Here is a 21989-nt window from a genome sequence, read left to right on the forward strand (position 1 = left end):
AGCGTCTAAACATTTGTCTAAACATTCTGTTTTTGTTCTGTTCACGTTCTCCGGCCTCGAGTGACGATGGCGAACGGCGCACTCAGGAGCGATCTTCACCCAAGGCGAGCAGGAGCAAAATCGCGAGGAGTGGTCTTCCTACCAACGAAATCAAGACCCAGATGACCGGGCTGCGGTTGCGGCGGGAGGCCATACCCGCGGGCAGGAAGAAGTAGACCCAGACGACGAGAAAGGCGAAGAGGCCGAAGAGGATCAGATTTACTAAGGCTTCCAAGATTGGCCCCCGCGATTGCCAAATGCGGTGCGCATGATAGTCAACGCGCCCTTGGCGGGTTGTTCTGTGCCCGCATGGTCTGGGCTTGGGTCGCGCGGAGGCGCTGGCGAACCTTCTTGGTGTAGTGAAGCACCATTGCGGGGCTTTGCCCCGTCACCGATGCGATCAGATCGTCCTCACAGCCAGCTTCCAGCAGCTCGCACGCCGCATTGTAGCGCCAGCTATGGATGTCATAGTCCAGCGCGCCGATCTTCTCCCGCACGGTCCTAACCGCGTGTGATGCACCGCGATAGGACCACCGGTTTGTACCGCGCTCATTCGTCACCAGGTAAACGGAATGGCGGCTCGCGACATCGAGCGCGGCTTGAAGCTCGGGCAGGATCGGCACCCATAGCTCTTTGCCGGTCTTGCTTTGCTTCACCACGATTGCGCCGTCCTGAATATCAGACCAGCGCATTTCGAGCACGTCACCGATCCGTTGACCGGTACCGACGCACAATTCCATGACGAGTCGTTCCCGAGTGCCGATAACACACTCGCTCCGGAAAGCTTCAAGAAGCTCACGCGGCCAAGGCTCGCGCCCGGCCTTCTCCGTCTTGATCTCAGGAACCCCTTTCGCTGGGTTCGTCTCGCGCCAGCCTAGATCGACGCAGTGCTCCATGAGCACTCGCAGAACGCGCAACGAGTAGTTTGCGAAGTACGGCTTTTCCGCATTGGTATCCCGCAGCCGAATGACGTCCTTACGCTGCATATTTGCAGGATTGGCGTCCGCCATGATCGCCTGGAAAAAGTCGAGATACTTATCGTAGTCCAGCGCAGTGCGGGGCTTGAGACGCCGATACCTGGGCGATTTGTGATAGTCCTTTATCAGCGCCCCGAATGTCCGAGTGGACACCTTCGGCGCTCCATACATACCCGCGATCAGGTCCGCGTACTCTTTCCAGAAGTCCGGCGTCCCGAAGTCAGCCTTGATCTTCCGGGTCTTCCAGCCCCGCCGTTGGAAATACAATCCGTTGCGCTGTCTGTAGACGTGTTTGGGCAGCTCACGTTTTGCCATGCCGCATATCTATCCCCTCGAATTCGTCTCGCTCGTGAAGAGATTGACGAAGAACGACTTCGATCTTGCGGCCATCGATCACTATGCTGCTCACGGGCCTTCCAGACCCTTCGAACGCACGGAGCAAGGAAAGCGCCTTTTCCTCGATCTTCATTCCCGCCATCAATCCACCCTCAGTAGTCGGCATTGCCGGGCCGAAGCTTGCGCACCCATATGAGGTGAATGCGCTTGGTAGCGGCATGCAAACTCGGCGTGGGTGAATTCTAAGAAGGCCGGATTCAGCGAGCAAGAAAGGTCTGGCGATTTAGGCCCAGGTTGGCGGAGCGTGTCACTAAGTGCATAGGACATTTGTTGCGCCACCGCACCATGCGGGAGTGTTTCGCAACGCTCAGCGAAAAATTTTCTGGACTTTCCCGAAGCGCAAAACGGCACGCAAGAACGCGAAGTCGCGGCTCATTCGAAGCCGCTCTTCCAGCCCGTTTCTGGCACTTGTGACACGCTACGCGAACCAAGAGCGGTCGTCCTTGGTCCGACAATTCGAGGCGGTAGCGTGTCACTAAGTGCATAGTCATACAAGAATGGTGCTTTTTGCCCGCCCCGGCCCTCCTCCGATAGATGGAATCTACGGAGGGCCGGAGCTGTGCTGAGAGCCGCTCTCAGGGTCCTGTTTTACGGGCTATTGGGTCGCGGTAACGTCAGGCCTCGCAAGACAGGCCCCTGAGCGATCTTCTCGCCTCTTGCGGGCCGTTGCGGCCCTGAAAGCCATCGGCGAGCCTCTAGGGGCGTCTAAACGGCTCTCCGCTGATTTCAGGTAGCCGGGTGAGCGCGTTCGATTGCTGGAAGATGCTGCCAGCGTCTTAGTGCCCTGAATGGCGTTCCCAATGATCTACCCGAAGGGCGGGAAGCGGACGTTCGCTGCACGCGAGCACCGCGAGTTGGGTAGGTCATAAAGCGGACGTTCACGCCAGTATTAAATGGCTCAGTTTGGGATGCACGAACCGAGTAGCCTAATCTTTTCCGTCACACGAAATCGAATGGCAGGAGGAAGAGACACCGGCCGCTGTAGCTGAGATTTCTTTGCTTCTTCAACTTGCTGATGGAAATTCCGTGTTCCAAGTCCTCGACCAACAAGCCACCAAAAGGCGTGCTCAATCAAGTTAAATACGCGAATGGAGACCTGCGCGGTCAGCGACTTTATGACTTCGATCGTTTTGTCCCTACGCGGTGCACAGAATGCCTCTAGAACCAGACTTGCGTAGCGGTTTCGCAGGTGCTCTTGTTTCGTTTCCCGGAACACCAAGTCAAGGAACAGGGCAGCGACACCAGTGTTGGTTTCCAAGTCCGCGTTCTTCCCGCCAACCACTTCTAACATCCTCTTCGCAGTACTTTGCCCGCTGAACCCTTCAGTCTTCGCCTGGATTAGCAAAGTTTGAGAGTCCATTGACACGTAGGTGAAGTCGCGGTTCAGGCAGTCTACGATGAATTTGGTGTAGTCCTCAATCGAGACCAAGCCTCGATCTTTGGCAAGCAGTAGAACAGGCTGCAGCCAACTTGATCCGACCTCAAACGCGGCTGCCGCCCACTGTCGCAATCCTTGATCCTCTGATAGCAACAGCAAACCATTCCCCTCAGCCGCCAAGACACTGTCTCTCGCCGAAGAGCCTAGAACCTCAGATATCTCAAGGTTTTGGCCTTCTAGATCGGCCTGTGGAACGGAAGTAGCGATTTTGCAGTGAGCTAGAACATCTTCGCGTTGACGTTTCTTGACTTCGAAATCGATTTGGTTCTGCTCAGGCGTAATCTCAATCATCGTGAAACGACCGTCTTGCCAAGACGTTATTCCGGATCGCCGGTCGATGTTGTTCTTTGCCTCAATTTCCCGTTTTGCAAAGACCTCCAGCGTTGATTGAGTAACGTGAACTGGGCCGCAAACTTTCGAAATAGTTTCCCAAAGATGAAAGTCCGAAGCCAGAGCGGCGGTGATCGGGTCAAGCACGCACCCACTTTCGGCTTTGGACTGGATTTCCTTGATTGCATTGTTGCGCTCGTCGCGACTGCCAATACAAACACGTGGCTGGATACCTACTCCGGGAAGGCCCGCCCAACCGTCAACTACGTCCTTCCCAAGCGCTTCAGCAACAAAACAGAATGGGAGGGCGTTTGCAGCGTAATTGTCCAAAACGGATTGGTCGCGATCATGTGCTGCTTTGGTGATACGTTCCATGTCGACGAGAGGATTGTCTGCCTGGAAGTCGAAGGTCATTCGCTGCATACCCGAGTTCGTCGGGAATCTCTTATTGAATTCCTCCAGAGACTTATGAAGAAGGTCGAGAGCTCTCGGCTTGATCCACAAGACCTCGAACTCGATGCTTTCATACTGAGTGGCGATAACAAACTTCTCGCCTACAGTTTTGCCAATGCAAGCCTTCGCGAATTCGCTGGTCGGCGCGTGTCTTTCAGCCTCAAAATTGTGAGCATTCGTTCCTTCAATACGAGCGCGTCGAACACCATCACTGGACATTGCCTCGAAAACGCACTTCTCTTGTATCGTCGTGGACTTGGGGATTGCGTCCTCCAAGTCATCATACATCAGGATAAGGCCTTGATAGGCTAGGTGAATGGCGGGATCACCCCAGTTTGAAATCAACTCTTGATAGGCTGTATCTACTCCCCACTTTCTGTTCCCGTACTGGACGGCAAGGTGACAGAGGCGCATACGTTCCAGTGAGTTGCCGTCAGGAATTCTCGTCTCAAAAGTCCGCAGTTTCCGTCGGATTTCGCTCTCGCGGCCTTGCAGTTGCCACAGCCCCAGCCTCGAAATTTGCATTTCTAAGTCGTTGGGTTCGACCCGAAGGTAGGCGTTAAGGTGGTTCTCAATATCCGCAGCGCCAGAATTGATCGCTAGGATTGATCTTGCGCGAAGGTACCATTCATCACTTGAGAGTTCTGGCGGGAATACACTGAATAGATTCAGCGCCCCACGGTGCTTTTGGCCCGAGATCAGTGCGCTAAGCAACAACCGAAGTGCTTCACTGTCGTGTTGTGTTGAAACCTGATCCTCCAGCAAAACTACGATTGGGTCATGGTTGCCAAGTTGTCGGTATTCTGTGGCGATTTCTACCCGTTCGGCCATCGTAGCATCCGGCGCGAGACTGGCTACAATCTGATCAAGGTGAGAAATTGCCGCTTCAACATCTCCGCTTAGCCGAAGAACCCTCGCCAACACTATCTTGAAACGAAGCGAGTCGGGGTTTTCTGCAAGCCCCTGCCTACATTTCTCGATAGCCGTGGTCCAATCTGCCATCTTCGAAAGGGAGGTCAGCTCAGACGAAAGCAGCATCAGCCGATGTTCTACGGACCAGTTCGTAGCATCGATGCGATCAATTGCTTCTAACGCGTCAGACGGGCTCAATATGTGAGCCGTCGCCTCAGTTCTTAGCGAAATGACCTCAGGGTGCTCGCTGCCCTCGTCGAGAAGCTCTAGGATTCTGCCGAAATCTCGATCCTCATGGGCAATTATGGCTAGCTGAAGCGATATTGATGGCTCCCCAGAGCAAAGGGCGAGCCCCATTTCCAATACCTGCTTGGCCTCGTCGTTTCGATCAACAAGGCGCAGTGCCAAACCTGCATTGTGGATTGTAGCCAAGGAAAAACGTGACCGTCGCGAAATACACGCCTGGTATAGTTCTTCGGCAGCGGAGTTCAGGTCCTGAAAGCTAGGGAATTCACTGATGCCACCTTGTGCGCTTTTAGCATTGTTCTGAATTTCAAGCTCCAGAACAGCCTCCGCCCAGTTCAAACGAATCTGATCGTCGGATTGGTCGGACTGGTAGGCCTCGACTGCCATCGTAAGCCAAGCTGTGTCATCGCGATTTCGATATGCCTGGCACAAAGCCGCCTTTACAGCCGACTTGCCTTGCACACTCTCTGAAAGTCCCTCCAACAGATCATCGGCAGGGAAGAAGCTTCGAGCTTGAACAAGCACGGCTGCAGCGATGTCGTCATCAGGTCGCGCATGTACAGCCTCTCCTGCCAACTTCCTCGCTTGATCGTATTCACCCTGCAACAACTTCGACGTCGCAAGGTTCCTCTTTGCCGTCTTGTGTTCTGGGCAAATGTCATAGGCGCGCTCCATTAGCGAATACGCCTCGTTGTCGTCCCCCATCTTCAATGCGGCTGACGCAAGGCCAATCAGAACTCGATACTTCTCTGATGAAGTGGCGGATTCCCAATCCGCTTCTCTCAAATCAGCTAGACCCGTGCGGCCCACTTCCAAATTGCCATTTTCTATCATCTCCACGAAGATCGTGATCTTCGTATGTCGTGGAGAGCTTTCATTTTCCGCCTGAGCGTTGAAGCTGGGAGGACGGACATCATTTTGAGCGTCTGGCAATGCAGACGTTACAAGGTCTTTCACCTCATCAATTTTGACAGCGACCTGTTCAAGGCCTCTCTTTGAAAATGGATCGTATGTTGGGTCAATCTGATCCCAAACGTCGGGATACAGGGAAGCGTGCTCTTGGAATTGATCCCATCCCCAAACAGAAACAGAGAACTCATCGTCCGTGCCTGCGAGTTCGTCTGTGATTTCCCTAGCCGTTTTTTGGATGGCAGCATCTCGACGAGCCGTGGTAACAAGAATGTACTCTTTAATTTTTGGTGAGAACAATTTCGCTTTCTCAACTTCATCACGCAATTCAATTTCAGTAACAGCTTCATCCATTTTTTGCTTGCACTGAACTCCGACCCAGTGCGTGCGATTTCTTCTGCCGTAGACATCGACGCCGTGTTGAGCTTGGCCTTGCCGCCCATTCTTTTCTGTCGCATGGTCTTGCAGCTCAGCCCTAAAAAGCAGCCAAGCGTGGTGCTCGAAATCTTGCCAGTTTTCGGGCTTCGGCAGTGAACGATTGGATAGGGACATCACTGTACTCGTTTAGAGGGTGCCCGGACGCATGCTGCGGCGACTCTAGGGTTTACCACAACATATGGTGCCATGGCGTGCCGGGCAACGGCGCAACGGGTGGCGATTAAAGCACCTATCGGGCTGACATTCCAATTTCACCTTGGATCGGCTTGCGCAGACAGGTGGACAGGCTATCCTTTCCGCCATGGAATACACTTACCCCATTTATTTTGTTGGCCACGATGAGTGGATGAACAGCGGGTACGACCCGGGCTTGTCGCACGGCGATGTCATCACTCGCAACGGGGAGATCATCGGCAAGTGGCGCGTTGTTGGCTATGATCCAGATGATGAGTATTCCGGCGGTCGTTTTGAGTTTTCAGCTTTGGGGGAAGACGCTTTAAAATTCACTGAACACTTCGCATCACTTGATGTGCGCATGAGCCGAGGCTTTGCGCTGTCAACGCTGACGAGAACAATCAGGGAATGGTATGAGGCCAGCAACCCAACAATCTCCTGATTGAGGGGCTATCAGAAGAATGTCTGCAATGCGGGCTGCGAACGCGGCCTTAGAAACCAGTGCTCAATGTCGGCTTTGGGCCGGAAGCGCTCAATCACCCTCGCTCAAGGAGACTGTCGGACGCACCTACGGCGTCAGCCCGCAGGCCTCGTTCCTCGGCACTGAGGAAACCGCGAACAACCGAGAAACGTATCACCAGATCTCTTATTTGTTCTCTCAACCATGTTTGCGCCACAGCGGGGACACGCGGACGCGGTCTGTTTGGGTGTAAGTTTCGCCGCTTTGACATTTTGGATGTGGGCTTGCCGCGTACTGCGATTCGATTTCAAGGCAGCTTCCCGAATGCGGCGCTTGATCGAATTGACTTCAGCACCCTCGAGAACTGCAACGCGCTGCGAATTGATGAACTGAGCAAGCTGTCTTTCGCTCCAAACCACGTTCCTGGGCATTGGAGTCTTTGGAATGGCATCTCCAACGAACGCAACAACGTTGAAGATTTGGTTTTCGCGAAGTCCTAGCAGATCCTGCAAAACCTTTACATGCTTGTAGTTCTGTCTGAGCGGGTTCTGAAACTGTTGTTTGTGGCGATGAAGAGTTTGTGTCCAGCGCGCTTGGTTCGGACCACCAAATATCCAACCCGCCATATTTTTCGTTTCGACCACGAATACGCCGTAGCGAGACACCACGACATGATCAATCTGTGTCGTACCACCTCTAATCGTGGGCAAAGTGATATCTCTCAATGAATGATATTCGTCCGCGGGGAGAGAACGTCCAAGGACGCGCTCAACACGAGCTTCGCCCGCCGCTCCCTTGAAGGACGGCGAGCGCAGGTAGACGCCCAACGCAAAAACTAGAAGGAAAAAAATTATGATTACGGCTTCCAACCGAACGGCCTCCTCAACCGGTCTGCCTAACCGTTAGCGGTTCCGTTGGCTGCAATCCACTTATTACGAACGCTCCGCTATCGGATAGCGCCCGCACATCGATTGAGTGTGGTTCGAATAGTGGAATTCACGGAAAAGTCCGTCTAAACATTCACGATACGTTCTTGCTATTTTGGGTCTTTCTCTAAACACGAACCCCAACAATTTCAAACCCATGCCTACTCTTGCAAATCCGTGTACACCGGTTCGATTCCGGTACTCGCCTCCAATACCCCCATCACCCTGAAAACGCTGAGGAAAGCCGCCTGTTGTCCACCAAGAAGTTGTCCAACATAGACCACATCCAAGGGAAGGACACAGGTGAATGCGCTACCTCAAGCAAGCCAGAGGCGAAGGGAGCGGGTACATCTTCCGCATGGTGACCCCGGAAAATCTGAGGGGCACCGAAAATCCGTGGACCGGCAAGCCGTTCGGTAAAGAGATCAAGAATGGGCTGAACAACCGTCACCGCCCCACAGCGCAGCAGCGCCGTGACGTGATAGTTGGTGAGATACGGGCGCTTGAGCTGGGAGCCGAAGAAGCGGACACCTTCCCGATGCAGTCGGCCCTCGCATGGCGTGAAAACATCGCCGCAGCGAAGGAAGCCAACCCCAACGGCCTCAAGACCGAGATGCTTAAGCTTGCGCTGTCAGATCTGCTACGGCGGGAACACAAGCGGCCAGACGCGCCCTCGGCTCGTGCCTTTCGCCGGTTGAGGAACGTCGCGCAGGGGAGCCATTTCCCGTTGTCTGAGGCGGTTCCACAGTACATCCGGGAGCGGAGCCCCGATAACCCCTTTGGCTTCAAGCCACTGAAACGCGCCACCGTGAAGGAAATGGAGATTGCGGTCAAACACCTCCGCGGCTTCCTTGAGGACACAGAAGATGCGGCCTGCTTAGAGGATGTGACCCCGAAGCTCGCGCGGTCGTTTCGTCAGGACTACTTGCCCTCGATCACTTCCAAGACGACCATGAAGCCGATGGCAGTTCGCACCGCCGAGAAGTACGTCACCATGCTCCGGAAGCTATGGGACTGGGCGATCTCTGACCGTGAACTCACGTCCGCCAAGTACAGCTCGAACCCGTGGGACTTCGGTCGCTCTGTTCCAAGGGACAAGAAGCGTGACGAGGTAACGCGCAAAGCATTCACAGCGTCCGAGGTACAAGCGCTGCTGGCAGCCACGCCAAGGGGTACCCGTGGAGGAGACGCTTTCCGCCTCGCTCTCGCAACCGGAGCCCGGATCAACGAGATAGTGTTGCTTGAGTTGGGCGACGTCGAACCCGATGCTTCAGGGACCTATATCCGCGAAGGCAAGTCGTCCAACGCGGTCCGCTTTCTCCCCCTTGTTGGTGACGCCGGATCCCTCATGAGCGCTCGCCTGAGCGCCCACGGCCACACTGGCAGGGTAGCGTACTTCGACGCCAATCGCCGTTGGCAGACAGACTTAATCCAGCCTTACCGTCTGCTCGGCCCAAACATCGAAGATCAATTTCCCCGGGTCTGGCGCCTCGAGCTCCGTGCCATGAAAGGCGTCGTCTTGCCAAAGCCGAAGGGGCCTTCCGTGGTCAGAATTCGCCGGGCGTTGCCGAAAAATGGAGACCGGCAAGGATCTTGAGGCGCTCTGCCGTTTCACTGAACTAAGCTTCCAGCGCCTCGTCGGTCAGGATGTTGTCCACCTTCTGACGTGTCGTGTGAGACATGGCTGGCCCCGGAGAAAACAGCCGAACCACTCGAGGGGGCTCACCCTCTTTCCTTTCTTCTTCCCTTAATTATACATTTGCCCAAGTAAGCCCAAACCGTATGTGTCGTGCAGACATATCGGTTTCGCGGACACATTCAGCGCACGACGGCACAGCGGAACAGTGACATATGGCGAACCCTCCCCCTCAAGCCCGACCGCGCGGGACCAAGTCGACCCGGGCCAACGGAGACCAGACGCGTGATAAGATCTTGAACGCGGCGGAACGCCTGTTCGGCGAACACGGCTTCGCCAACGTGTCGCTTCGCGACATCACCAGGGCGGCCGAGGTCACGCTAGCACTCGCCTCCTATCACTTCAGGACCAAGGAAAACCTTTTCGAAGCCGTGGTCGCGCGTCGGGCCGCCCGGCTTGGTGACGAACGCCTGCGGCGCCTCGAAGCACTTCAGGACCCGGACACGCGCGCCATTCTCGACGCCTTCATGGCCCCCCTCTTCGAGATGGCAGCCCTCGACGATCCGGGAATGTCAGCCTACCTGCGGCTCCTCGCCCGTCTTGGAGAAGGCGACGACTGGCTCCCTTTGCTTGAACGGTACTACGACGGCGTCGGACAGATATTCCTCGCCCGGCTGCTCGAGAAATCCGCGGGCGCGCTCCCCGACGCAGTGGCTCGGGGCTTCGCCATGGCGCTCCAGGCGATGCTTGCAACCGTTTCGCAAAACGGCCGCGTCACCACGCTCACGGGTGGCAAGGTCACGGCGAAGGACCTGCAATCCGCCTATCCCGCGCTGCTCGATTTTTGCACGGCAGGGATATCGGCCCTTATGGCGCAACACTGACCGCCAAGTTTCCCGCGCAAATGGAAAGCCGCGCAATTGCGTCCAACCACTTACATCTCGTGGCGCCTTGCATGACTTCCAAAAGAACCGCGGCGCGGGGCATCTTCATCGCTCCTTTCTTACTTGAACAGGCGACCAAACTGCGCAACTAACTGATCAACCGACCAATGAAGGAGGAACCGATGGTTTCGAAGAACGTCCGCCGGGTGGTGACGGGGCATGACAGCACCGGGCGCGCAATCGTCCTTTCGGATGGCAGCCCTCCTAACGTGATCCGACCCAAACACCAGCCGGGGCTTGCGTTTCACGAACTGTGGCATACCGATGCCTCCCCGGCGCCGATCGCGCGGGCCCAGCCGGAACCGACCGACGGCTACACCGAAACCGCGCCCCCGCCGAACGGCACGATCATCCGCATGGTCGACATCCCGCCCGAAGGGCAGGACGGCCCGGAGTTCGACAAGGAAACCGCGCGTGAGCTGTTCGAACAGGTCGGGCTCGCAGAGAACGCCGAACATACAATCCCGGGACGCCACCCGCTCATGCACCGGACCGAAAGCATCGACTACGGCATCGTGCTCGAAGGGCAGATCGTGCTCTTGCTCGACGACGAAGAGGTCGTGCTTGAACGTGGTGACATGGTGGTTCAGCGCGGCACGATCCACGCCTGGACAAACCGGACCGACCAGATCGCGCGGATGCTTTTCGTTCTCACCGACGGTGCGTTCGATCCCGAACTGAAAGCGGCCTGCGACGCACACGACCGCCGCATCAAGGAAGGAGCAGGGGTCCTCTGACCTCCTGTGACCTTCAACACGCACCTGTGTGTCCGGGACGCGGCGATTTCGGGTTCGCGTTCTACCAAGAGGCAGTCGCCGCCAGCCGGATCAGGTGCGCAAGCATCGGTTCGCCTCCGATGCAAGGTCGAGGCACGTTTCCATCGACGGGTTGAGCCCGGCGTCGGTAAGCCGCCAGCGCGGAGCACTCGCTTTCCAGTGCTCCGCTCCCCTTCAACGCGGCCGGCCTCTGCCCCGGAGTCGCGTGTTGGATACCACCGCAGGCCCAGAATGGACGTCAACCCGTGCGCCAGCACCGAGGCCGCTATCACGAGGCTGGCGGCGTGCCAGATAACCGCTTCGCCGGTCGCCTCCTTCAGATGGAGGGCGTAGTACAGTGCGGCGACGCCGATCGGCCCAAACCATCCCAGAAAAACGACGTCAGAGCGCCCGAGCCCCCCGCGCAGGATCGGGCCGCAGATCAGCAGCGTCACCGGACGGCGGAGGAGCAGAATGGCTGCCGCCAGGACAAGGCCGGTCCATCCGAGGGCCTGCCATCCCGATCAGAACGACGGCGAGACCCGAAATGGCAAGGGCGATATTCAGCTGGCTCATTCTTGAACACCGGATTTCGAGTGGACTGTATCTCAAACCATGGCTGGCCGGGTCGGGTTCCGTTCGCGCGACCCGGCACATGGTTCTATGCGGTCGTCGGCAGTCGGAAGCCTTTGAAGATGAGCCAGAGGCTCAGGCTGATTTCGAACAAACCGCCGGGCAAGGCCAGCATCGTGCCTATGCCGTAGCCGAACATCTCGGCGGTCGTTCCGACCATGAAGACGACGTATCCGACCAGCCCCCAGACGGCCAGCATACGCGGCACGAGGCGCCCGATGAGCAGCGACGTGCAGAGGATCAGGCCACCGACACCCCAGAGGGTCATGCTCAGTTGGTATCCGTAGAAGCCGCCCCGTTCGAGGACGAGCGCGACGGCGTCGTACGACCCGGTTTCGATGCCGTTGACGACGTAGGCATCGCTCAACGGCGCCAGCAGGGCGAGGAACAGCGCGCCGATCACCGCTGTCGTCGTCGCCGTGATCCCTGCCGCGAAGTAGCCGCGCGCAAAGTATCCGCTTACCGTCTTCAGCACCGGATAGGCGAGCACGGACAAGCCGATAGTTACCACTGAATGGACGGTCGCCATAAGGATCACGCCAATCATCAGGGTGGTCTTGTGCGCGGCCACGCCTTCGAGCCCAAGGACGTTGCCCGTGACCGAAGCGACAAGGCCCGAGCCTGCGCCGTAGCTGGCGAAAGCGAGGATGAAGAAGATACCGAACAGACGTGCGGCGAGGCGGTGGGATTTCAGGTCTTGAGACATGGTCTTAAACTCCCTTTCGGGGATGCGCAGCTCGGGACGCGTTTGTTGGAAATGTGGATCGGATGACAGTCGTCCGGGCGTCCATCAGACGACGACGACGTTCCCGCGCTTGTGGCCGGTTTCCATGTACCGATGCGCTTCGACAAGTTCCGCGCGCGGATAGGTCCGGTCCATGACCGGCGCGAACCTGTCCGCCTCGACCAGATCGACGAGCTTTTCGTGCATGGCGCGATGGACCTCGGGCTTGAGCATGCCGGTGGCCGAGAAGCGGGCCTTGCGGGCACCGAAAGCCGTGGTGCGAAGGGCGGCGAAAAGCAGGCCGAGGTTGAGAACCGGGCACACATAACGACCGGAGCGGGTCAGCACGCGCTTGGCCTCGCGAAAGGAACTGATGCCGAGCGTGTCGTAGATCACGTCGTAGCGTTCCGAGGATTTCGAGAAGTCCTCGACCGTGTAGTCGATCACCCGGTTCGCACCAAGCGACGCCACCATTCCCGCGTTCCGGGCGCTACAGGTTCCGGTCACGTCGGCCCCCATTGCGGCGGCGATCTGCACGGCGGCGGTGCCGAGGCTTCCCGCTGCTCCGATGATCAGGACCCTCTCCCCCGCACGCAGCTCCGCAATGTGGTGCAGGAAGTTGAAAGACGTGGTCGCTCCATCCCCCATCACCGCCGCCTCCTCGTGCGAGAGAGAGGCCGGTTTGCGCATCAGCACCCCGGCCTCGTCCAGACAGATGTGGCTCGCGTTCGCGCCGAATGACAGCCCGGCCATGCCGTAGACCTCTTCCCCGACCGAAAAGCGGGTTACGTCCGGGCCGACGGCGATCACTTCGCCCGACAGGCAGGTGCCGATCAGGTCGTGACGCGGGCGCGACCAGCCGATGACCAGCCGGGCGAAACGGGGCACACCGGCGCGCATCATGCCATCGGCGCGGGTCACCGCCGAGGCGCGGATACGGATGAGAACCTCGGTCGGCGCGGGCGTCGGCATGTCGCGCGTGACCGGGGCGAGCGTCTCGGGGCCACCATAGGCAGTGACGCTCCAGGCAGTCAGGGTTGGGGTCGTTTGGTCCATTGGTCGTCTCCTTCGTTTGCTTGACGCGGAAGACGTACCGGATCAGGATTAACCCGGATATTGACCGAAATACCCCACGATGGATTGAAAACGTTCCACTGATGCTCGATTGGAAATCTCTTCCCGCTTTTCTCGCCGTCGCCCGCCAAGGGTCGCTGCGCGCCGCAGCCGACCAATTGGGCGGCACTCACGCAACGGTGCGGCGGCAGGTCGAGGCGCTCGAAGCGCAACTCGGCGTTCAGCTTTTTCGGCGCGGCGCCGACGGGTTTCAGCTTACCGCAGCCGGGCGGACTTTGCTGCCGCAGGCGTTGAGCGCAGAAGAAGCCCTGCTTCAGGGGTTCAATGCCGTTCAGGGGTTGGACAGGGAGGCGTCAGGTCTCATCCGACTGTCCGCAGACCCGGTCAACGCGCATTTCCTGCTCGCGCCGGTGCTGGCCGAGTTCTCGGCGCTCTACCCGGAGATCGACATAGAACTTCGACTCTCGTTCGAGATCGATTCAATCGAGAAGCTTGAAACCGACATCTCTCTTCGCACAATGGCCGAGGTGGACGAGGACGTGGTGGGGCGCAAGCTGTTCCCGGCGTCCATCGGCATCTTCGCCGCACGCGACTACATTGACCGGATGCTCCCAAAGGCCGGCCCGAAGGGTCAGGGACTTCAGTGGATCGGGTATGGTCCGGTGACGCAACTCCTCGACGCCGTCCGCAATTCGCCGTACCCCGAAGCGAGGATACGGCACACGATCCCGGACCCCGAGATGCACTTGCACCTCGCCCGCGCCGGCGCGGGCATGACGATCCTTCCGGCTTGGGCTCAGGATGTCTTTCCGGAACTTCAGCGCGTCCCCGGCACGAAGCTGGACGAAAGCCGGTCGATCTGGGTGTTGCTCCACTCCGACCTTCGTCGCGTGCGCCGCGTCCGACTATTCGTCGACTACATCTGCGCCGCACTTCTGGAGCGGCGGTCCGAATTCATCGGCGGTTAGGTTCGACGCCGAGTGACCACACGGTCCCAGCGTTCGGCTTTGGATGGCGAAGCTAAGATCAATCCGTGGCAGCGTCAGGAAAGGGTCGACGGGTCGGACGCGCCAACCATCTGGCCCGCCTCCTGCGCGTTTCGCCCGACAGCCCAGCTTGCCAGCGCCAGCGCCTCGATGCCTTCTATGATCTCCGGCGGCAGTTCGGCTTGGTGATCAGCCGTGTTGGGATCGTCGTGAAACAGATAGAGCCGGGATACGAACTGGTCGAAGGGAAGCGACCCTTCCCCGTGCCGTTCACCATGTCCGCTGGTCGACACAATCACGTCGCCCCCCCAATCCTGGCCGCTGTCATTGTTCGGATTGAAGAAATAGACGCGGAAGGTCCCGTGCTGATCCTCGTCCACACGCAGGATCGCGATGGCATGCCATCCGACGAACCTGGCCGATGAGTCCGTTACGGCGATCCCCGCCGGTTGCGGATGAATGACCGGGCGACCGCCGTTGTAACGCGGGTGATAACTCTGATGAAACCGGCTGACGAAGGCGTCGTATTCGTTCAGCATTCCGGTCGCGACATCCACTGCCACAAGGCATTCGCGGGCGACCCACCAGCCGTGAAACTCCGGGTTCACCCAGCGATGCGGGTCGCCTTCGCGCCCGACGCATCGGCGCCCCATCTCGGCATAAATCTTGTCCAGATGCGGGACCAGTACGACCGACACCGGGTCGGCATCGATCGGCGCACCCAGTGCGAGACCTGCGGGCAAGTCCTTGGAGTTGATCGGGTGGCCTTCGAAATGCATCAGAATGCTGTCTGTTTCGCTCACTTGCCGGATGACATGGAGCACATAGTCCGGATCGTTGAACGACCACATCGAAATGGCGCGCGCCGACTGGCAGGTCGGGTTCGCGCCCTGCCCCAACCCCAAAGGCTGACCAAGGATGTTGAGTGTGCCGGCGAGCAAGAGACGCTCCGGCTCCACCGCGCCCCCGAATGCGAGTTGTAGGCGCTCGGCCACCGGTGGCGTTAACGTCGAACGCATCTGCCGCTGAAGGGCGGGTGCGATTGGAGGCGCGTGCAGGACGCCGCGCTCAAGCAGGAGCGCGAGGCCATAGACGGCCTGCGGAGTATGCGCCGAGACCGCATTCTCGATCAGGTCCGCCACCAGTCCGCGCCACCGGCGCAGCGAGTCCACCCCGGTCGGTCCCAACCCAAGCGTATCAGGCAGAAAATCTGCATCGACTTTCTGGGCGATCCACCTGAGAAACTCCGCGTGATACGCGGACACCAGACCGGTGTCATGCATGGCGCGGGAAAACCCGAGCGCCTCGCGCTGAAGGCCGGTGTCGTCGAGATGGGATATCCGTTCCAGAAAGACATCTATGCCCGGATCGTCCATGCTGGCCGTCGTCGGGCCGAACAGAGCACTCACGAGCCGGTCGGCCCCGATGCGCTCCTGCCCTGCTTCAATCTCCGCGCCGCTCATGGCCAGAGAGATCTGCATGATCATTTCCTTGACCGGCCCGACCTGGACCGGGCGCTGCTCGAGGATGCGCCAGATCTCTTCAACGAGTGTTCCCAGAACGTCGCCAAACCCGATCCGCTCGACGATAAAGCGGAACAGTCTTGGCCGCAGGTCGGTCGGGTCCTTTTGCCGGTCGGCTTCGCTGACCGTCGCAAAGAAGAACCGAAGGTTGTGGGCAAGCACCTGCGTGAGGAAATGTCGGGCCGCGTCGGCATGCAGGTTCCGGTGCGTGCCCTGCCCGGTGGCGACCGCGAGCAGGCGCATGAGGCTCGCCGCTTCCAGCGCAACGAGCGTGCGGTCTTCGCTTCCAAGAGTCTGGCCCGCCAGTTGTGGCAGGAGCGCCTCGGGCATGTCCCAGTCGGAGCCCGCGAACAACCCGGCCTTGTCGAGGCGGTTTGCCGCGTCGAACAGGTAGTGCAGCCCGTCGGGCTGCGCGATCAACCGCCCGATCACATCGAGAACGGCCGATTGATGACGGGATTTCGCAAAAGGTCGCGCTTCGTCAAGCCGCGCGGACAAGACCTGCAGTGTCTCTGCAAGTCTTGCACCTTGGTGTTCGCCATTGGTCACGGATCAGCCTCCAGACCGATGCTTATCGGGAGTGTCTTTACACGCCCGGGTCATGCGCGAAAAGATCAGACGTAGAAGTCCAGGTCTTCTTGGGTTTTCAGCAGATCGCGCAAACGGTGCGGGTCCTCGCCGAAGAAGAAGGCCAGACCCCAGTGGGTGCCGAACGCCGTGCGCTTGGTCACTTTCTGCTCCATTGGCTCCGAGAGTTCATGGAATTCGAAATAGGGGTCGTTCTGGGTCTCTTCCGGCACTTCCAGCTTGCTCACGACCCGGCGGCGCGGATAGACGCCGAAGCAACCGGCATGCCCTTTCGCGTCGGTGATCGGTTCCGGGAAGAACGCCTCGAGTTCTTCCTGTGTCGTCTTCGGGTCGAATACGACGATGAGACCCTGATACCCGCTGAACCCGTAGGCGCGCTCGATCAGTTCGAGCGCCTTGAAGCCCGGCGGCCGGTAGGCGACCTCCCCGAAGTAGAGTTTTTGATCGTTGGTCAGGAAATACTCCGGATGGATGAACCCGAAGTCGATGTCGAAAGTCTCGATGAGCTTCTCGATCTCCTCGGTGATCCGTTCACGGTGCGCCTCGAGCTCGGGCGTGGCCGGAACGAAAACGGAGTAGCCGAGCGTCACATACTCAGAGATGTTGAGGAACTGGATCTTGCGGTCCTTGATCCAAGCCTCGACCGCAAACTCCCATCCGTCGAGATGGCTTTCCAGCAGCGCCGGAAACTCCTCATCCGGAATGTTGTCGACGTCCTCCGGGGTCCGGATCACGCGGTGGCCGGCGGTGCCCGACTTGTCGAACGCCTTGAAGTGGATCGGGTCGTTCGGATCACCGTCGAGCTTGAGCAAGGTCTGGTTCACGCGCACGAGGAACCGGATCACGTCGCCCCGGTCATGCGCTTCCTCGAAGACGCCGACACGGATGCCGCCAAGTTGAGCACGCCGCTTCATCAGGGACTTGTCACGGAACAGCATCGATTGACCCAGCAGGCGCGGGTTGTCCATCAGGACCGAATTGATGGCACCTGCCCACTCCACGGTCTCTTCATAGAGCGGGATGGCGACGTCGACCCCTTCTTCCTTGAGCCTGTGCGCAAGCTCGTGGGAGCGTTCGTTGAGCCTGTCAAAGTCCCAGCTTATGAACGGGATGTCGTTGTGCGAGCAGTATTCCTCGGCCCATGAGGGCGCGACGACGATGTACCTGCGATCGAACCGGTCCGCGGCGTCAATAGCGTTGAGACTCCAGCCAAGCAGGGCGACGTAGCCTTTTTCGGGGTCATAATCGTTCATGTTGTGCTCCTCTGTTGGGTGCAACATCGAGACGGCCACCTCATGCGCGCCTCACGGCGCGTCGAGCGCGTCGAGGCGCTCAACTTTGGCATGATCACACCGGATGTCGCTTTCCATCAAACCTAACCACGTCATGATCCTTTGCAAGGGAAACAATAAAGCCATGTTATTTACCTTTTTATATCAGTATTTTATCTGTAGATTGCGGAGGTTTCTTCGCGATATGCTTCGTATTTTCAAAGCATTTTTCGCCGACGCCTGTTCTTAAGGGACGGAAAGATCGCGGTTGAGGTATTTGTCGGCCGCCGGGGGCACCGGCAAGGACGCCGCGCCTGCAATCCCTAGGCGAACACAAGCCCGGATTGGTTTCCATGCTTGCCGGCAAGCGACACAAATGGACGTTTCCCGCGACTGGAAGCGTGTTTTGTTCTATCCTAGACTGAAAGAACCCCGCCGGAAGAGCGAGGGTATGGGAGGAGACATGAACGACATGAGCACGCCCGTGGTCCGGGCGTCAGGTGCCGCATTCCAGCGCCAGATGAACGGGTTGCTCCGTACGCGGTTCGAACTCAGTTCGAATGGAGCGCGGCCCTATGACGGGGAAATCCGAAAGTCCTACGTCTCGGATCACCTGCGCCTTGCCGACATCGTGTTTTCTCCGCATTCGACGCGGTTGAAGGCCGGCCGCCCTTCGCGGGAGGGCCACTCGTTCCTCGTCTCACACCAGATCGAGGGTCATGCACGGGTCCGTCAGGGCGGTCGCGAATCCGTCGTCGGGCCAAACCAGATCTTCTTCATCGACACGACGCAGCCGTTCGAGATCGAAACGGACGAGATCCGGACGCGGTCGATCTATCTCGACTCGCATTTCTGGCGCGAGATATTTCCGGAGCGTGAGTTCTACACGGCGACCGCTCTCGAATGCGACAGCGGCATGGGCTACACCTGCAAGACCATGGTCGACGAGATCTTCGACATGAGCTGGGACATTCACGACCGCACGATGCAGCGGCTCGCCGGCTGCCTTGCCAACCTACTAGCCGTGTCGATGGTTACGGGCAAGCCGATGGACCCAGCCGCACAGGCCGGGGCGAGCCAGACGCTGGACCGTATCCATGACGCGATCTATCGCAACCTGTCGGACCCGGAGCTGGACTGCACCCTGATCGCCAGGGAAGTCGGCTTGTCGGTGCGCCAGCTTCACGCGGTCTTCAGCGGGACCGGAACGACGCTCATGCGCCATATCTGGCAACGACGGCTGGCGCGGATCGCGGCCGATCTGGAGAATGGCAACCTGCTGCACAAGCCCGTGTCGACCATCGCTTTTGAATGGGGCTTCAACGAGGCCGCGCATTTCTCACGCCAGTTCAAGGCGGCGTTCGGTATGCCTCCCGCACGTTACCGGGCGCTTCACACCGGGCTGCTGACGGAGCCGAAAAACCTGAACTGAACGCTACATGTGGCTGGGCAGCCAGAGCGCGAGCGCCGGAAAGGCGATGAGAGCGGCCACCTTGATCAGATCAACGAGGACGAAGGGCGCGACGCCGCGGTAGATCGTGGTAATATGTGTGCGTTTCGCGATCGAGGAGAGAACAAAGATGTTCATGCCGAAAGGCGGCGTGATCATCCCCATCTCGACGCAGATCACCGTCACGACGCCCCACCAGACCGGATCGAAGCCCATCTGCATGACCAGCGGCAGAAAGATCGGCACGGTGATGACCATCATCGCGTAGCTGTCCATCACCATCCCGAGGATCAGGTAGACGGCCACCAGCATCACGAGCACACCGTAGGGCCCGACATCCATCGCGAAAATCCAGCCGGACAGAAGCGCCGGGACCTGCGTGAAGGCGATCAAAAACGAAAACGTCACGGCCCCGAAGATCAGCGTGTAGATCAGCGCGATGGTCGTGGTGGTTTCGGCCATCACCTGCCCCAGTTGGCCCGCACCAAGCCGGCCCCGGAAAAGTGCAAAGAGAAAGGCCCCGACTGCGCCGACCGAGGCGGCTTCGGCATCCGTCACGACGCCCGTGTAGATGCCGCCTATGACCGCGCCGAACAGGACGAAGGCTCCGATGCAGCGCCGCGCGGCCTGCAAGAGCGCGCGGCTGTCGATGGCGCTGCCCTCGGGCGCCAGACCGGGGCGCAGCGTCAGCAGGACCTTGATCGCGACGAGATAGAGCGCGATGGCCAGCGCGGCCGGGATCATCGCGGCGACGAACAGCTGGCCGATGGATTGCTCCGACAGGAGTGCATAGAGGATGAGCGCCGTCGACGGGGGGACGAGGCTGCCCAGCGTGCCGCCCGCTGCGACACTCCCGGTCGCCAGCGCCTCGTCGTAGTCGCGGGCCTGCATCTCGGGCAGCGCGACCTTTCCGAAGGTGGCGGCGGTGGCGAGCGAGGAGCCTGTCAGCGCCCCGAAGCCCGCGCAGCCCGCGATGGTCGCATGGGCGAGCGCGCCGCGCAGGGGCCGCAGTAGTTCGTTGGCAAAACGATAGATGTCGGCGGACAGACCCGCGATGGAGGCAAAGGCGCCCATCAGCAAGAACAGCGGCAGGACGGCCAGCGTCTCGCTCGTCAGGAACTTCGCCGCCTCGGTGCCCACGACGGAGCCTGCGGGTCCGGCGGCGATCAGGATCGCGGTGCCTAGAAACCCGACGATCCCCATCGACGCGGCGAGCGGCACGCCCAGCACCATCAGGACCCACATGCCAGCAAAGAATACCAACGCGGCGATGCCCGCCTGTATCGACTTGATCCAGTCGAAACCGGGCAGTAGCGACAAGGAGTCGAAAGCCACGAACCCTGCCACGATCAGCGCCAGCAGCGCCGGCACGAAGGCGAGGAAGCGCGAGGCCCCTTCCCCGTTTTCGAGGATGTCGAGGACGACGCCCAGCAGATGGATAAGCTGGATCGGCAGGCAGAACAGCACGAAGACCGCCATTGCATAGTGGAATGGCGCGATCTGCCACCCGAGGATCAGCGAAGTCTGGTTGCGCTGATCGAGGAGCCGCGCCACTTCGAAGAGTTCCGACCCCACGACATACAGAAACAGCGTCAGGAGAAAGACGCCCAACAGCTTGAACGCCCGCGCCCTGCCGCCACGCAGCCGGGCGGTCAGCAGGTCGAGCGAGATGTGGACCGCCCGCGCCGCGCCGGAGGGCAGACAGGCGGTGATCGCAACACCGAGCGCGAGGATCAGGATTTCGTTCAGACCGCGGATCGTGGTCGAGAACACGGTCCTGAGCCCCACGTCGAAAAGGGTCAGAAAGGCGATCAGCACGATGGAGAGCACCCCGACCGCCGCGACGTAGCGCGTCACGCGTTCCGCGCGCGCGGTCAGGCGCTCCATGTCGAACCCGGACGCCGTGACGCTATGCTCGGCCATCGGGCGTCTCCGGCAGGATGTCGGTCAGAATGGCGGTGCAGACCTCGGCATGATGCAGCAACGGGAGGTGCGCGGCCCCGGCGATTTCGCGCAATTCTGCGCCGGGGATGGCCCGCGCCAGTGCCTCGGCCGCGGGGCGCGGTGCGGCCTTGTCCTCGGACCCGTAGGCGACAATGGTCTTGCAGTCGATCCGTGCCGCTTCCTGCGTGCAGTCGGCCAGAGCCAGCGCATCGCAAGCGGCCGCGTAGCCCTGATCCGTCACGCGCTCCAGCATACGTTTCAGCCCCTTCCCTTCGGGCGTCTCCGCCTCGTCCCCGGTCATCCACAATCCAAGGACACCCGGCGCGATAAATGCAAGGCCGTCCTTGCGTATCGTCGCCGCCCGGTCGCGCCACATCTGGGGATCGAGGCTTTTGACGTAGCTGTCAAAGATGGCGAGCCCCTGAACGCGCGCCCCTGCCCCGGCTGCGACAAGTTGCGCGACCACGCCGCCGAGCGAGCAGCCTGCGAGGGCGAAACGGTCTACGTCGAGCGCGTCGAGGATCGCGAGAACGTCTTTCGCCAGCGCCTCGCACGTCAGGGGCGCGCGGCTTTCCGCGCTCAGGCCGTGCCCCCGGAAATCGGGCCGGATGACACGGTAACGAGCACTGAGGGCCGCCGTCTGCGCGTCCCAGAGCGCCGCTTCGGTGCCCAGTGAATGCAGGAGCACCAAAGCGGGGGCGTCAGGGTCGCCGCAAACCGAGACGTGCAGGGTGTGTTCGTTGATGGTCAGGAACATGCGTGC

At 59.5% G+C, this 21989-nt stretch carries 17 protein-coding genes; 6 read left to right on the plus strand and 11 right to left on the minus strand.

All coding sequences use genetic code 11. The features are described 5' to 3' along the window. Positions 1-82 precede the first annotated feature (82 nt). The 4 genes from B2585_RS18710 to B2585_RS18725 all read right to left on the minus strand — a co-directional run bounded on the left by B2585_RS18710 (position 83) and on the right by B2585_RS18725 (position 6252). Positions 83-274, minus strand: coding sequence for a hypothetical protein (locus B2585_RS18710; protein ID WP_292025455.1), 192 nt, complete (start codon positions 272-274; stop codon positions 83-85). A 40-nt stretch (positions 275-314) separates the two neighbouring features. Next, positions 315-1331, minus strand: coding sequence for a tyrosine-type recombinase/integrase (locus B2585_RS18715; RefSeq protein ID WP_292025456.1), 1017 nt, complete (start codon positions 1329-1331; stop codon positions 315-317). Beyond that, on the minus strand, positions 1318-1494 hold the full coding sequence (locus tag B2585_RS18720; protein WP_292025457.1) for a hypothetical protein: 177 nt from the start codon (positions 1492-1494) through the stop codon (positions 1318-1320). The genes B2585_RS18715 and B2585_RS18720 overlap by 14 nt, the downstream gene beginning before the upstream one ends. An 816-nt stretch (positions 1495-2310) precedes the next feature. Beyond that, positions 2311-6252: a tetratricopeptide repeat protein gene (locus B2585_RS18725; RefSeq protein WP_292025458.1), complete on the minus strand. Its 3942-nt coding sequence runs from the start codon at positions 6250-6252 to the stop codon at positions 2311-2313. A gap of 187 nt (positions 6253-6439) precedes the next feature. Between B2585_RS18725 and B2585_RS18730 the strand changes: the two genes are divergently transcribed. Further along, positions 6440-6754, plus strand: coding sequence for a hypothetical protein (locus B2585_RS18730; RefSeq protein ID WP_292025459.1), 315 nt, complete (start codon positions 6440-6442; stop codon positions 6752-6754). A gap of 134 nt (positions 6755-6888) precedes the next feature. On the opposite strand, the gene B2585_RS18735 is transcribed toward B2585_RS18730, so the two are convergent. After that, on the minus strand, positions 6889-7641 hold the full coding sequence (locus B2585_RS18735) for a nuclease-related domain-containing protein (RefSeq protein WP_292025460.1): 753 nt from the start codon (positions 7639-7641) through the stop codon (positions 6889-6891). 364 nt (positions 7642-8005) lie between these two features. Here B2585_RS18735 and B2585_RS18740 point away from each other — a divergent pair, with 364 nt between their 5' ends. From B2585_RS18740 to B2585_RS18750, 3 genes are all read left to right on the plus strand, one after another. After that, on the plus strand, positions 8006-9295 hold the full coding sequence (locus B2585_RS18740; protein ID WP_292025461.1) for a tyrosine-type recombinase/integrase: 1290 nt from the start codon (positions 8006-8008) through the stop codon (positions 9293-9295). Between the two features lie 335 nt (positions 9296-9630). Beyond that, on the plus strand, positions 9631-10218 hold the full coding sequence (locus tag B2585_RS18745; protein WP_292025462.1) for a TetR/AcrR family transcriptional regulator: 588 nt from the start codon (positions 9631-9633) through the stop codon (positions 10216-10218). Between the two features lie 182 nt (positions 10219-10400). After that, positions 10401-11015 carry a cupin domain-containing protein gene (locus B2585_RS18750; RefSeq protein ID WP_292025463.1) on the plus strand — a complete coding sequence of 205 codons (615 nt, stop codon included), beginning with the start codon at positions 10401-10403 and terminating at the stop codon, positions 11013-11015. Positions 11016-11694: 679 nt separating this feature from the next. Here the strand turns inward: B2585_RS18750 and B2585_RS18755 are convergent. Together B2585_RS18755 and B2585_RS18760 are read right to left on the minus strand one after the other, a co-directional pair. Further along, complete coding sequence (locus tag B2585_RS18755) at positions 11695-12372, minus strand: DUF4386 domain-containing protein (RefSeq protein WP_292025464.1); 678 nt, start codon at positions 12370-12372, stop codon at positions 11695-11697. 84 nt (positions 12373-12456) lie between these two features. Further along, a complete protein-coding gene (locus B2585_RS18760) occupies positions 12457-13446 on the minus strand; it encodes an NAD(P)-dependent alcohol dehydrogenase (RefSeq protein ID WP_292025465.1) in 990 nt (329 codons plus the stop codon). A 101-nt stretch (positions 13447-13547) separates the two neighbouring features. Between B2585_RS18760 and B2585_RS18765 the strand changes: the two genes are divergently transcribed. Next, positions 13548-14432 carry a LysR family transcriptional regulator gene (locus B2585_RS18765; RefSeq protein WP_292025466.1) on the plus strand — a complete coding sequence of 295 codons (885 nt, stop codon included), beginning with the start codon at positions 13548-13550 and terminating at the stop codon, positions 14430-14432. Between the two features lie 74 nt (positions 14433-14506). On the opposite strand, the gene B2585_RS18770 is transcribed toward B2585_RS18765, so the two are convergent. Together B2585_RS18770 and B2585_RS18775 are read right to left on the minus strand one after the other, a co-directional pair. Next, a complete protein-coding gene (locus tag B2585_RS18770) occupies positions 14507-16405 on the minus strand; it encodes a hypothetical protein (protein WP_292025467.1) in 1899 nt (632 codons plus the stop codon). Positions 16406-16587: 182 nt separating this feature from the next. After that, positions 16588-17814: an ATP-grasp domain-containing protein gene (locus tag B2585_RS18775; protein ID WP_292025468.1), complete on the minus strand. Its 1227-nt coding sequence runs from the start codon at positions 17812-17814 to the stop codon at positions 16588-16590. 481 nt (positions 17815-18295) lie between these two features. On the opposite strand from B2585_RS18775, the gene B2585_RS18780 reads away from it, so the two are divergent. Then, positions 18296-19264 carry a helix-turn-helix domain-containing protein gene (locus B2585_RS18780; RefSeq protein WP_292025469.1) on the plus strand — a complete coding sequence of 323 codons (969 nt, stop codon included), beginning with the start codon at positions 18296-18298 and terminating at the stop codon, positions 19262-19264. 3 nt (positions 19265-19267) lie between these two features. On the opposite strand, the gene B2585_RS18785 is transcribed toward B2585_RS18780, so the two are convergent. Together B2585_RS18785 and B2585_RS18790 are read right to left on the minus strand one after the other, a co-directional pair. Further along, entirely contained in the window at positions 19268-21205 is a 1938-nt protein-coding gene (locus B2585_RS18785) for a TRAP transporter large permease subunit (protein WP_292025470.1), read from the minus strand. Then, entirely contained in the window at positions 21192-21983 is a 792-nt protein-coding gene (locus B2585_RS18790; RefSeq protein ID WP_292025471.1) for an alpha/beta fold hydrolase, read from the minus strand. Before B2585_RS18790 ends, B2585_RS18785 begins: the two co-directional genes overlap by 14 nt. Between the last annotated feature and the right edge of the window lie 6 nt (positions 21984-21989).

It is taken from the genome of Maritimibacter sp. UBA3975 (assembly GCF_002384975.1).
Taxonomy (GTDB): domain Bacteria; phylum Pseudomonadota; class Alphaproteobacteria; order Rhodobacterales; family Rhodobacteraceae; genus Maritimibacter.